Origin of the sequence: Ewingella sp. S1.OA.A_B6 (assembly GCF_049889095.1) — a bacterium.
Lineage (GTDB): Bacteria > Pseudomonadota > Gammaproteobacteria > Enterobacterales > Enterobacteriaceae > Ewingella.
Genome location: NZ_JBLJFK010000020.1, coordinates 15,976 through 28,975, shown reverse-complemented (window position 1 = coordinate 28,975; position 13,000 = coordinate 15,976). Strand labels below are relative to the sequence as shown.

Sequence of the window (13,000 nt, the reverse complement as noted above, 5' to 3'; positions counted from 1 at the left end):
GCCCGATGTGGTGGCCTCGGTATCGATCACGATATTGACGGTGTCGCTGGTTGCGTTGCCGTCCGCATTGGTACCGTCAATCACCAGCGCATGGTCGCCGTCCGCCAGTGCGTCGTCCGGCGTAAAGGTCCAACTGCCGTCTGCATCCACGGTGGCTTCACCGATCACCTCATCGCCGTCGCTGACGGTGACTGTCGAGCCAGGCTTCATGCCGTCGCCGCTCAGGGTCGGCGTGCTGTCGGCCGTGGTGCTGCCGTCGACGATCGGATTGCCCGCGTCATCGGTCATGGCCGGCGTACTGGCACTGTCCGCGTCGGTGTCGGTGCCCGGCTCTGCGTCCGCGCCGCCGTCCGCTGCGTCGGTCTCTACCACGATGTTCACGGTGTCGCTGGTCGCGTTGCCGTCCGCATCGGTGCCGTCTACCGTGATGGCGTGTTCGCCGTCGGCCAGCGGTGCATCCGGCGTAAAGGTCCAACTGCCGTCTGCATCCACGGTGGCTTCACCGATCACCTCATCGCCGTCGCTGACGGTGACTGTCGAGCCAGGCTTCATGCCGTCGCCGCTGATGGTCGGGGTGCTGTCGCTGGTGGTGCTGCCGTCGGCGATCGCGTTGCCCGCGTCGTCGGTCATGGCTGGCGTACTGGCGCTGTCCGCGTCGGCGTCGGTGCCCGGCTCTGCGTCCGCGCCGCCGTCCACTGCGTCGGTCTCTACCACGATGTTCACGGTGTCGCTGGTCGCGTTGCCGTCCGCATCGGTGCCGTCTACCGTGATGGCGTGTTCGCCGTCGGCCAGCGGTGCATCCGGCGTAAACGTCCAACTGCCGTCTTCGTCCGCGGTCACTTCACCAATCACGGCGTCGCCGTCGGTGATCACCACGGTGGAGCCCGGCGCCATATCGTCGCCGCTCAGGGTCGGCGTGCTGTCGGCCGTGGTGCTGCCGTCAGCAATCGGGTTGCCCGCGTCGTCGGTCATGGCTGGCGTACTGGCACTGTCCGCGTCGGTGTCGGTGTCGGTGACCGGCTCTGCGTCCGCGCCGCCGTCCGCTGCGTCGGTCTCTACCACGATGTTCACGGTGTCGCTGGTCGCGTTACCGTCCGCATCCGTGCCGTCAACCGTGATGGCGTGTTCGCCATCCGCCAAAGGTGCATCCGGCGTAAACGTCCAGTTGCCGTCTTCGTCTACGGTGGCTTCACCAATCATCGCGTCGCCGTCGCTGATAATCACGGTTGAGCCCGGCGCCATATTGTTGCCGTTGAAGGTTGGCGTGCTGTCAGAAATAGTGCTTCCATTACTGATGATATTACCGACCTGATCGGTCATCACTGGAGATAAGCCCGAATCATTGACAAGATCGCTACTTCCCGCTGCTGATGAGGAAGAGGATGTGTTGGAGTGGTGGTGTAGTGAACTAGCGGCAGTGGCTACGCCAATCAGTGCAGCCGCAGTTGCAAAGGCTCCCCCTAGGGCAAGCATATTGTCTGCAGTAAGTGACTCGACCGGAGTACTTGTCAGCTCGTAAAGCCCATTAGCAATATCATACTCGTAGGTATACATGACCCCATCAGGACCAGAGGCAGCGATAGCAAGTGGTTCGCTTGTCGAATAATTTTCAAGAACGATAATATAATGTTCACCCGTCACCTCATCGACTAACTCAAGATTCAGAGTATCGTTAACTTTAGTGGCTACGATCTTTTTAGGTGGTTGACCTTTACTACTGTGAATTTCAAAGGATACCGCCTGCTGCGGCGCCTTCAGTGAGATAGGTTGATTGGCATTCAAGGAATTTTTAGAAATAACACTCCCTTTGATATCCTTGATTATTAACTGAAAATTCATTTTTCACCAATATATTATGAAATGACTTACATTTAAAAAGGAGTGATTCCTTTCCCATATTACTTGCTATCCATTATTTCTAAATCGATCCACATCCTCCTTAAAAAACCGCCACGGCACCTTTAATAAAAAAGGCACCATATAATTTTGGATTTAAATAAAATAGTAGTAACCCAGAAAACTTAATCAGTTGTAGATTATATTTTCGTCGAAATGAAAGTAATAAGGTTTTATCATATCGCCCTTAAGATAAATCCCTTTTCCTTTAATGGTTTGCTGGAAACTGACAAAATCATGGGGCACATTCAATGACAGTAAGCGAAACTGTAATGATTGCATGACCTGCCATAAGCGCTGATTTGAAGAACTAAGGCCATGTACATCCCAAACATGATATAGAACATCACGTGTCAGAACGATCTGATCATTTGCATTTTGCAATAAGAATAAAAGTAACCGATTCATGGTGTCACGTAACCTGTGCTCTTTTATAAGCCCACGTTTTCTTTTATCAATATTGACTAACCTACGATGGATGAAATCAAACTGTACATGGTGGCCGATATAATACCCAACAATGACGTTTTCCATATAATCCTCCATGAATCAGAAAACCAAGAAATGCTCCGACTGGCAACTTTACCGATTTATTAAGAGAAACAGTAGTAGCAAGCTAATTCCTAAAATCATGAAAATTTTTAGTCATATTTTTTATAAATATTAGTATAAAAAACCAATAAATCCTTTATACACATTTTTTTTAACACCACGACAACAATAAATGATAGTTACCATAGGGTTCACTCACAAAAAATCACTCAATATTTTGCTTTTTATTTTCGTGATTTTTGGAATTTTATATGGATTACGTTTAGTATTTATGAAAAGACAAACTGTCAACAACTAAATTGTCATCCAAACCACAACCACCATAAAGTGCATTAGGTACATCTAATTACTCACTAATATTTACTAATATCAGGTAGAAACAGAGTGTTTAAAGCGCCGTTTGAGACTTATCCAGTAAAGAATTTCACGTCACGTTGTTTTATCAATGTCGCTATTAAACATTACACAGACTAAACAGGTTCTAAACGAACCATTTCCACAAGTTAATGCTAGTGTCAAACAATAATTTTATTGCGCCAAATCAAAAATAGATTATTTAATAAATATCTGAATCTCGTAACACTCCACTTTTTCACGCCATATTTGTCGCCTGAAAAAGGTTACCCAGCTTTCATAAACATCTTACATTTCTCAGTAATTACCACATTGTTCGATAGCAGTGATTGCTCATGCAATAGCACATATAAGAGCTCTCCTTTACTGAATCAGTCTAAGCAACTCACTGATAAACATAAACAATATATTTAATACTTCTTCTATATAAAGGTCTGAGTGATAAAGAATCACCACATCAGGAAGGATACAAGTTCACTTTTAGTGCCCTACTATTTGGAACCGCGATTTAAAGACATAAGTTAAATATATTATCGGAGCGAAATAATACACAGTTAATGTAAACAGCTGGTTGGATAGTTCTTAATATTAGAGTTGGATAGTTCTTAATATTATGGGACTCTCCTGGAATATAGGTAACTCATAAAATTTCATTCTAGCTACAAGGGCGGTAGAACTGAGCTCAACAATAAATCGTGGTGTAGCTAACATTGACACATTGCTCTCTCAGCATTTACTGCAGTTCTCAATATCTGATATCCAAGACACGTGAAGTACTCCAGAAAGGGGAAAGTTAACGATACCAATCTGTACTGATATGCACTTTGACAGAAACCTTTCTTCAAGCAATAATAGTACACATTGGTATCGAAATAAAAGGACCTCTCATGCGAGTACTTACGGACATCAAGCGTGATTCTATTCTTCAGGCAGCTACAGAAATCTTTCACGAGCAAGGATTCGAGGGTGCTTCAATGGCAGGCATTGCATCCCGGATAGGGGGTTCCAAGTCGACGCTATATCGCTATTTCTCCTCCAAAGAAGAGCTTTTTGTAGCAGTTAGTCAGCAGACAGCAAAAAGCCAGATTATTCCAAGTCTGGAGGGGCTACTGACAAGCAAAAGTAAAGATCTGTCAAATGTACTACAGGAGTTCGGTGAGACCGCATTCGCAATAGTCGCTAACGAGACGTCGATCAAAGCAATGCGAACAGTGGTAAGCGAAGCCGGGCGCAGTGATATAGGGCGGCTTTTCTTTCAAGCTGGGCCACAGATTGCCTCGGAATTACTGGCACGTTTTTTTCAAACCCAGATGGTTGCCGGCAACATGCGGGCGGCAGATCCCAAGATTGCTGCACGACATCTAATCGCTTTACTGGAGTCCGAGACGGTTTTTCCCTGCCTAATGGGGATAAGAGCTGAGTTATCCAACATCGAGCTCAAGGGAGCCGTCCAACGTGCCATTGAGACATTTCTGGGAGGCTACGGCGTAGCTGAGGTGAAACAACAAGCGTTGACTCCCAAGTAACAAAAGCGAGAGAAGGACAAGATCGGAAAACGTTGGTCATGGGTAAGCCCAAGACTAATGTCAAAAAAGACGACCGAAATCACTGTTTATTCAACGACTCCCAGACAACAGAAAGGACATACTGACTATGACACCTTACAAGATAGCGCTCGAAGAACATTTCATGGATCCTAATCAGCATGATTACTTCCAGATGCTGGCCCAAGGGAAAGATATTCTCGACATGCCAGGTTTTGCGCAAAACCTGGCGATGGCTCGCGATGTCGATGCCGGAAGGATCGCGGACATGGACAAGATGGGCATCCGCCTCGCCATCCTCTCCTACTACAATGGCGCAGGAGTTCAACGTGACGATGACGTGCAGCGGGCGGTCGCTAAGGCTCGCCAGATGAATGATTTCCTCGCTGAGCGCACTATCGCACATCCCGGGCGGTTCGGCGGTTGGGCGGCACTGCCAGTACAAGATCCCAAAGCCGCAGCTGCCGAACTACGCCGTTGCGTGACCCAGTTTGGCTTCTATGGTGCAATGATCAATGGGCGCACCAACGGAGAGTGCCTCGATATGCCAAAGTTCATGCCCATCTGGGAAACCGCCGCTGAACTGGGCGTACCGATATACCTTCATCCAGGTGTTGAGCCGATTCAACCGGTAGGCGACTACATAGATTATCCAGCATTATCGAATATTGCCTGGGGATGGAGCGTGGAAACAGGTTTTCATGCGCTGCGGATTATGTCGAGCGGCCTGTTCGACCAGTTTCCTGACCTGCAGCTCGTGCTCGGCCACATGGGTGAACTTCTGCCTTTCCATTTCGGCCGGTTTGATCAGTTCGCGCAAAGCCCGAGCGCAAACGCGGCGATCCAAAAGCATTCGTTGTCGCACTATGTCCGTAACAATGTTCTGATCACCACTAGCGGAAATCTTACTCCTGAAACGCTGATAGGTACGATGCTGGCCGTGGGGAGCGATCGGATATTGTTCGCAACAGACTATCCTATTGCAAATGCGGAACAGTTCAATACGATGATCGAACAGGCCCCTATTTCGGCTAATGATAAGCAGAAAATATTTCACGACAACGCGGCCCGCGTGTTCGGACTTTAGGTGAAAGGTGAGGAACAGGCATGTATATGCTTAATCATTATTGCCTACACTGCGGTTTCATCGATGCCCAACCATGCAAAGTGCAGCTGGCGAGGGTCGTTTGACGGTTAGTGGGAGCGTAAGGTGATGAGTATTAAGTTATATTTCTTAATAACATATAATATATCAATTCCTTACTTCACTGGAAAAACCGATCGCGTATGCTTTTGTGATCCTCACTATTTTCAACGTGTTGAAGGTTTCAAGAAAGCGAAACGTTCCACGCCACGAACTTTCCTATAGTCAAAGACCTACAGTCAAAGGACGGGTTATGAGCAAGATCTACGAAGACAATTCATTAACAATCGGCCACACGCCGCTGGTTCGTCTGAACCGTATTGGCAATGGTCGTATTCTGGCTAAGGTCGAATCCCGTAACCCGAGCTTCAGTGTTAAGTGCCGTATCGGCGCGAACATGATTTGGGATGCTGAGAAAAGCGGCATCCTAACCAAAGATAAAGAATTAGTTGAGCCGACTAGCGGTAATACCGGTATTGCTCTGGCATACGTGGCGGCAGCAAGAGGATACAAATTAACCCTAACCATGCCTGAAACCATGAGCGTAGAGCGCCGTAAACTGCTTAAAGCGCTGGGGGCTAATCTGATTCTGACCGAAGGTGCCAAAGGCATGAAAGGCGCTATCGCTAAGGCTGAGGAAATTCAGGCCAGCGATCCGCAGCATTATTTGATCCTTCAGCAGTTCAGTAACCCTGCCAACCCCGCCATCCACGAAAAAACCACTGGCCCGGAGATCTGGGAAGATACCGATGGTGAAGTAGATGTGTTCGTTGCAGGTGTTGGTACAGGCGGCACCCTTACAGGTGTTGGCCGTTATCTGAAAAACAAAAACAGCAGCATTACGCTGGTAGCCGTTGAGCCTACTGATTCTCCGGTCATCACCCAGGCGTTGAACGGCGAAGAATTAAAACCTGGCCCACATAAAATTCAGGGCATTGGCGCGGGCTTCATTCCAGGTAACCTGGATCTGACGTTGATTGATCGTGTCTCACTCATCACCAATGATGAATCTTTCAGCATGGCGCGACGTTTGATGGAAGAAGAAGGCATTCTGGCTGGCATTTCCTCGGGTGCGGCGGTGGCCGCTGCAGTGAAACTTTCCGAAGAACCGGAGTTTGCCGATAAAAATATCGTGGTTATCCTGCCTTCATCTGCAGAACGCTATCTGAGTACTGCATTGTTTGCAGATTTGTTTACAGAAAAAGAATTGCAACAATAATGCCACATATCTCAAAATAGTGCCGAGTTGGTTAAAAAAGCATCCGAAAGGGTGCTTTTTTGTGGGCTATGTCAAACTTTACACCACTCTATGATTGATTTTACCCGTCAGGTTTAGTATTTAACGTTCAATTATTTCGATGCGCGAAATTAATCGCCTCAATGTCCCCTTCCGCTAAATCGATTTACCGATTTGTTACATGGAAGGAAAAGACGGCATAATGGGGAGATAACAGAGATGCCTGGATTTAGGGCAAAGAATTTTATCGCTGAGTGCGCTATTTTCTCTTTTCTGTTGCATCCGAACCAGCCCCTGAACCATAGTCAGGCGCTAATATCTACAGGCTAAAGTGAAGCCAATAAGCTAAACTTTAGCTCCACAACATTACTTTAATAAGTTGGGGAAACAACAATGTTCCAGCAAGAAGTTACTATCACTGCACCAAATGGCCTGCACACTCGCCCTGCTGCACAATTTGTGAAAGAAGCTAAAGGTTTTACTTCTGACATCACGTTGACATCAAATGGTAAAAGCGCCAGCGCAAAAAGTCTTTTCAAACTGCAAACACTTGGCCTGACTCAAGGCACAGTGGTAACCCTCTCTGCAGAAGGTGAAGACGAGCAGAAAGCCGTTGAACACTTGGTAAAACTGATGGCAGAGCTCGAGTAACTAGCCCGGTCTTTATAGTTTAAACCAGTCAAGAGAAAGGTAGGGTTATGATTTCAGGCATTTTAGTATCTCCCGGTATCGCTTTCGGCAAAGCGCTTCTGTTAAAAGAAGATGAGATTGTCATCAACCGGAAAAAAATATCTTCTGAAGAAGTTGATCAGGAAGTAAAACGTTTCCTGTCAGGCCGTGCTAAAGCTTCCGCACAGTTAGAGACGATCAAAACCAAAGCAGGCGAAACCTTCGGTGAAGAGAAAGAAGCCATCTTCGAAGGCCACATAATGTTGTTGGAAGACGAAGAGCTTGAGCAGGAAATCATAGCCCTAATCAAAGACGACCACGCCTCCGCAGATGCGGCTGCCTATTCAGTTATTGAAGGGCAAGCTAAGGCACTGGAAGAGTTGGATGATGAGTACCTGAAAGAACGTGCAGCTGACGTGCGTGACATCGGTAAACGTCTTCTGCGGAATATTTTGAATCTGGCGATTGTCGATCTGAGCTCCATCCAGGATGAAGTTATTTTGGTTGCAACCGATTTGACCCCATCAGAGACCGCGCAGCTGAACCTGAACAAGGTGCTGGGCTTTATTACTGATTTGGGCGGCCGGACCTCCCACACCTCAATTATGGCACGCTCCCTGGAATTACCGGCAATTGTTGGTACCAGCGATGTGACCAAAAAGGTGAAAAACGGCGACTATCTGATCCTCGATGCCGTTAACAATAAAATCTACGTTAACCCAACGGCAGATATTATTGACGAACTGAAAGCGGTTCAGAATCAATATATTACTGAGAAAGACGATCTAACCAAGCTGAAAGACTTACCGGCAATTACGCTGGATGGTCATCAGGTTGAAGTCTGTGCCAACATCGGTACCGTGCGTGACGTCGCCGGTGCAGAGCGTAATGGCGCTGAAGGTGTTGGCCTGTATCGCACAGAATTTCTGTTCATGGACCGTGACAGCCTGCCTACTGAAGAAGAGCAATTCCAGGCTTACAAAGCGGTTGCTGAAGCAATGGGCTCACAGGCGGTGATCGTCCGCACCATGGACATCGGCGGTGATAAAGACCTGCCGTACATGAACCTGCCAAAAGAAGAGAATCCCTTCCTGGGTTGGCGTGCAATCCGCATCTGTCTGGACCGTAAAGAAATTCTTCACGACCAGTTGAAAGGTATTCTGCGTGCTTCTGCTTTCGGTAAACTGCGTATCATGTTCCCGATGATCATTTCTGTTGAAGAAGTGCGTGAGCTGAAAGCAGAACTTGAAATGCTGAAAGTGGAACTTCGGGAAAAAGGTCAGGCATTCGATGAAACCATCGAAGTCGGCGTAATGGTTGAGACTCCGGCAGCAGCCGTAATTGCTCACCATCTGGCAAAAGAAGTCGATTTCTTCAGTATTGGTACTAACGATCTTACACAGTATACTTTGGCTGTGGATCGCGGTAACGAGCTGATCTCTCATCTTTATAACCCAATGTCGCCTTCTGTACTGGCTTTAATCAAGCAAGTCATTGACGCATCTCATGCTGCCGGAAAATGGACAGGTATGTGTGGCGAGCTAGCTGGTGACGAACGTGCTACACTTCTTCTATTGGGCATGGGTTTGGATGAGTTCAGCATGAGCTCTATCTCAATCCCACGCATCAAGAAAATTATTCGTAATACAAACTTCGAAGATGTGAAAGCGCTGGCAGATGAAGCTCTGGCTCAACCTACGGCGCAAGAGTTGATGAACCTGGTTAACAAGTTCATTGAAGAAAAAACACTCTGCTAATTGCGCGATGCTGTAAAGCTGCCCAAATTAATGCTTAGGAGAAGATCATGGGTTTGTTCGATAAACTGAAATCATTAGTTTCTGATGATAAAAAAGATGTTGGTACTATTGAAATCGTAGCGCCAATTTCTGGTGAAATTGTCAACATTGAAGATGTTCCTGACGTAGTTTTCGCTGAGAAAATCGTTGGTGATGGCATTGCCATCAAACCATCTGGCAATAAAATGGTTGCTCCGGTTGATGGTACTATCGGTAAAATCTTTGAAACTAATCATGCTTTCTCAATCGAGTCTGACAGCGGCATTGAGCTGTTTGTCCACTTCGGTATTGATACAGTTGAACTGAAAGGCGAAGGCTTCAAACGCATCGCAGAAGAAGGTCAACGCGTGAAGAAAGGCGATCTGATTATCGAATTTGATCTGGCCCTGCTGGAAGAGAAAGCTAAGTCGACCCTGACTCCAGTTGTTATCTCTAACATGGATGAGATCAAAGAGCTGATTAAACTGACGGGTAGCGTGATCGTCGGCGAAACACCGATTATTCGAATCAGAAAGTAAGATATCTGATGACATAAAAAACGGCGCTCAATGCGCCGTTTTTTATTGCCTGTGATACTATTTCAATAGCTCAAGTTGCAGGTCATTATTAAATTGTAGGGCTTAAATCTTCCAGTGAGGCACCTGCAGGCTTATTACCAGGCCGTGTGGCATCGCGTTGCGGGCATCGACCTTACCGTCATGAGCCACCATCACCTTGCGGGTGATCGCCAACCCTAAACCGTAACCTTTACCTGAGAGCGGAGATTTCACTCGCACAAACGGGTCGAAAATGCTCGACAGCTTGTCCTCTTCAACGCCCGGCCCTTGATCTTCCACGTCAATCGTCAGCCATTGTTCATCCTGCGTTAAGGATACCGTTACCGCCTGCCCACGCGCGGAGAACCGTAATGCATTGCGCACCACGTTATCAATCGCACGTCGCATCAGTTCGGCATTGCCCTTCACGGTATAGTCACTCTGCTCACTCATATCGGCTTTGAGTATAATTCCCACACCCGGCAACTGCGCCTCATATTGGGCATCATTAACGACCGCTTCCACCAGTCCATACAGGTCGAAATACTCTTCGTCGGGCATATTACTATTTTCGGTCCTCGACAGCGCCAGCAGCTCACCAATCATTTTATCGAGACGACCCGCTTCATGTTCGATGCGCTGCAGGGACGTTTCGACGTTAAGCGGGTTCTGACGCGCTAAACCAATTGCCAGCTGCAACCGGGCAAGAGGTGAACGTAACTCATGCGAGACGTCGTGCAGTAGCTCCTCACGGGCTTTGACCAGTACCTGCAGGCGTTCTGCCATGGAGTCAAAGTCGCGCGCTACTTCAGATAACTCATCATGCCGTTTGCCCATGCTGTCAAACAGCCGTACGGACAAATCCCCCTGCGCCACCCGGCCAAAGGCCCTGCGCATCTGCAACATGGGCCGCGTCAGGTTCCAGGCAAGAACAGCGCTGAATAAAAGCCCCCCTAAACCACCAATCCACAGCAACGGCGTCGGTACGTTGAGCATATGCTCCCTACGCTTAGGGTTATATTCATTCATCAGACCTTCGACGTTATAACGCAGCCGATAACCCTGTCCGTTAGGCCCCTGAACAAATTCGACAATTTCTTTAGGGATCTTACCGGGTCCGAGGTCTTGCATGGTTTCGCCTTCCGCAGGCAACATTGAAGTGGTCACGGAAAAATACTGACGGTCAGCGTCAGGCCAGTCAGCCATCATCGCATTCAACGCAGGCATACCGCCAACATGCAGCGTAGAAACCGCAGAGGTGACTTGCAGTTTAACAAAACGCCGTGCGATACCGCTTTCAGGGGGCTCGTGATGATTGATGAAAGTAAATACCACCCAGAGAACCTGAGTGATAGCGATGAACGTGAACCAGAATCCGAACAGGATTTTCCAGAATAACCTTCCGCGAAGGCGTTTACCTGATGCGATAGCCAATACTTCTTACCGTTTCAATTGTCAGGATATCGCCGCCTTCCAGCGACGCCAGTTTCTGGCGAATGTTGCTGATGTGGACATCGATACTACGATCATAGGCTTCGCGCGGACGGCCTAAGCCCTTTTCCGACAATTCATCCTTGGATACCACACGTTCAGGCGCGCGCAATAAAAGCTCGAGCAGATTGAATTCAGACGCCGTAAGATCAAACAGTGCACCGCGCCATTCGCTGCTGCGGGTAGCCGGATTGAGCGTCAGATCCCCATAGTTAACCGTTGAAGTATCAGACGGGGCTTCCTTCTGCTCTTCCACACGGCGCAGCACTGCGCGCAAACGTGCCACCAGTTCACGGGGGTAGCAAGGCTTCGGCATATAATCATCCGCACCCATTTCCAACCCAATCACCCGGTCAATATTATCGCCTTTAGCCGTGAGCATAATGATCGGCATACGGCTGTTTTTACGTACCTGACGGAGCACATCGATCCCGCTCATATCAGGCAACATAATGTCGAGGATCATCGCCGAATACTCACCGGACATTGCGCCATCCACACCGGCTTTACCGGTCAGCACCAGCGAGGCGTTGAAACCTTCAGCTATCAGGTACTCGCTGAGCATAGTACCCAACTCGAGATCGTCATCGACTAATAAAATTTTCATCATTTATTTCCGCCTAACTGAATTCTGGTCATTTTTACCCCTTACCGGGTTACATGCAGCCGCTTTTACTCTAATTTTACACTGTACGTCGTAAAGAGTCGCTGAAGGCCAAAATTCAAACGGCAAAAACACCGGTGGATAAATAGCGGTCACCACGGTCGCAAATAATAGCAACCACCACACTTCGCGGATTATCCCGCGCGACCCGTATAGCGCCCGCGACCGCGCCTCCGGAGCTAACACCGCAGAAAATACCCTCTTTCCGCGCCAGCGCGCGCATGGTCTCTTCGGCTTCATCCTGAGCCATATCGATAACGCCATCCACCAGTTCTGGTTGGAATATACCCGGCATATACTTCTGCGGCCAGCGGCGGATCCCCGGAATGCTGCTGCCTTCAGAAGGTTGCAGTCCGATAATTTTTACAGCAGCATTTTGTGTACGCAGGAAGCGGCTGACGCCAGTGATGGTGCCAGTGGTTCCCATGCTGGAGACAAAATGGGTGATACGCCCTTGGGTCTGCTGCCAGATTTCCGGGCCGGTAGTCTTGAAATGTGCCAGAGGGTTATCCGGATTGTTAAACTGGTCCAGTACTTTCCCCTGCCCCTGTTGTTCCATTTCCAGCGCCAGGTCACGCGCGCCCTCCATACCCTGTGCGCGGCTAATCAGCAAAAGTTCAGCTCCATAAGCACGCATTGACGTCTGCCGTTCCAGACTCATATTTTCCGGCATCAGTAATTTAAGTTTGTAACCTTTCAGTGCAGCAATCATCGCCAGCGCAATACCGGTATTACCGCTGGTGGCTTCGATCAATGTATCACCGGGTTGGATCTCACCACGTTTTTCAGCCTGTTCAATCATAAACAGTGCCGCGCGATCCTTCACCGAACCCGCCGGATTATTCCCTTCCAGTTTGACCCAAATCTCGCTGTCCAGATCCTTCGACAGACGCTGTAATTTCACCAAAGGCGTATTACCGATGTAATGTTCGAGCGTGCCCACTGTAGTTGCCTTATTTTTGCTGATTATAACTTTTAAATATAAACAGCAATGAAAATTGAATAAATGAGTATCAGACGATAAAAAGGGCAGCTCGCAGACCGCCCTTTTCCTTTATGCGTTTAAAAATATATTCGTTAAAAATGTAACAGTTAAAACCCTATGTGACTAAAAAAT

11 protein-coding genes are annotated in these 13,000 nt (G+C 48.1%); 6 read left to right on the top strand and 5 right to left on the bottom strand.

The annotated features are described in order from the left end of the window. Positions 1-1,782: Ig-like domain-containing protein (locus ACMV8I_RS20760; RefSeq protein ID WP_498867078.1), on the bottom strand; the 1,782-nt coding region annotated here is incomplete at its 3' end. A 243-nt stretch (positions 1,783-2,025) separates the two neighbouring features. Continuing rightward, entirely contained in the window at positions 2,026-2,430 is a 405-nt protein-coding gene (locus ACMV8I_RS20755; RefSeq protein WP_498867077.1) for a winged helix-turn-helix domain-containing protein, read from the bottom strand. Between the two features lie 1,259 nt (positions 2,431-3,689). On the opposite strand from ACMV8I_RS20755, the gene ACMV8I_RS20750 reads away from it, so the two are divergent. The 6 genes from ACMV8I_RS20750 (at position 3,690) to crr (ending at position 9,710) form a co-directional block, all read left to right on the top strand. Further along, positions 3,690-4,328, top strand: a complete 639-nt coding sequence (locus ACMV8I_RS20750; RefSeq protein ID WP_498867076.1) for a TetR/AcrR family transcriptional regulator — start codon at positions 3,690-3,692, stop codon at positions 4,326-4,328. 127 nt (positions 4,329-4,455) lie between these two features. Next, positions 4,456-5,433 (top strand): amidohydrolase family protein, encoded by a 978-nt coding sequence (locus tag ACMV8I_RS20745; protein ID WP_498867075.1) that lies wholly within the window; start codon positions 4,456-4,458, stop codon positions 5,431-5,433. 310 nt (positions 5,434-5,743) lie between these two features. Then, positions 5,744-6,709 (top strand): cysteine synthase A, encoded by a 966-nt coding sequence (gene cysK / locus ACMV8I_RS20740; protein ID WP_498867074.1) that lies wholly within the window; start codon positions 5,744-5,746, stop codon positions 6,707-6,709. Positions 6,710-7,120: 411 nt separating this feature from the next. Beyond that, positions 7,121-7,378: a phosphocarrier protein Hpr gene (ptsH, locus tag ACMV8I_RS20735; protein ID WP_498867073.1), complete on the top strand. Its 258-nt coding sequence runs from the start codon at positions 7,121-7,123 to the stop codon at positions 7,376-7,378. A 47-nt stretch (positions 7,379-7,425) separates the two neighbouring features. Continuing rightward, positions 7,426-9,153 (top strand): phosphoenolpyruvate-protein phosphotransferase PtsI, encoded by a 1,728-nt coding sequence (ptsI, locus tag ACMV8I_RS20730; protein WP_498867072.1) that lies wholly within the window; start codon positions 7,426-7,428, stop codon positions 9,151-9,153. Positions 9,154-9,200: 47 nt separating this feature from the next. Further along, entirely contained in the window at positions 9,201-9,710 is a 510-nt protein-coding gene (gene crr / locus ACMV8I_RS20725) for a PTS glucose transporter subunit IIA (protein ID WP_188474579.1), read from the top strand. A 102-nt stretch (positions 9,711-9,812) separates the two neighbouring features. Here crr and ACMV8I_RS20720 read toward each other — a convergent pair whose 3' ends face one another. The 3 genes from ACMV8I_RS20720 to cysM form a co-directional block, all read right to left on the bottom strand. Next, positions 9,813-11,162: an ATP-binding protein gene (locus ACMV8I_RS20720; protein ID WP_498867071.1), complete on the bottom strand. Its 1,350-nt coding sequence runs from the start codon at positions 11,160-11,162 to the stop codon at positions 9,813-9,815. Next, positions 11,143-11,826, bottom strand: coding sequence for a response regulator transcription factor (locus tag ACMV8I_RS20715; RefSeq protein ID WP_498867070.1), 684 nt, complete (start codon positions 11,824-11,826; stop codon positions 11,143-11,145). The genes ACMV8I_RS20720 and ACMV8I_RS20715 overlap by 20 nt, the downstream gene beginning before the upstream one ends. Positions 11,827-11,941: 115 nt before the next feature. Continuing rightward, the gene (gene cysM, locus ACMV8I_RS20710) at positions 11,942-12,826 is read right to left on the bottom strand and encodes a cysteine synthase CysM (RefSeq protein WP_498867069.1); all 885 of its coding nucleotides are present in this window, start codon (positions 12,824-12,826) and stop codon (positions 11,942-11,944) included. Positions 12,827-13,000 lie beyond the last annotated feature (174 nt).

Excerpts from the sequence above, each read along its gene's own strand:
- ptsI (WP_498867072.1), top strand. The coding sequence starts at position 7,426 with ATGATTTCAGGCATTTTAGTATCTCCCGGTATCGCTTTCGGCAAAGCG.
- crr (WP_188474579.1), top strand. The coding sequence starts at position 9,201 with ATGGGTTTGTTCGATAAACTGAAATCATTAGTTTCTGATGATAAAAAA.
- ACMV8I_RS20755 (WP_498867077.1), bottom strand. The coding sequence starts at position 2,430 with ATGGAAAACGTCATTGTTGGGTATTATATCGGCCACCATGTACAGTTT.
- ptsH (WP_498867073.1), top strand. The coding sequence starts at position 7,121 with ATGTTCCAGCAAGAAGTTACTATCACTGCACCAAATGGCCTGCACACT.
- ACMV8I_RS20745 (WP_498867075.1), top strand. The coding sequence starts at position 4,456 with ATGACACCTTACAAGATAGCGCTCGAAGAACATTTCATGGATCCTAAT.
- ACMV8I_RS20750 (WP_498867076.1), top strand. The coding sequence starts at position 3,690 with ATGCGAGTACTTACGGACATCAAGCGTGATTCTATTCTTCAGGCAGCT.
- ACMV8I_RS20715 (WP_498867070.1), bottom strand. The coding sequence starts at position 11,826 with ATGAAAATTTTATTAGTCGATGACGATCTCGAGTTGGGTACTATGCTC.
- cysK (WP_498867074.1), top strand. The coding sequence starts at position 5,744 with ATGAGCAAGATCTACGAAGACAATTCATTAACAATCGGCCACACGCCG.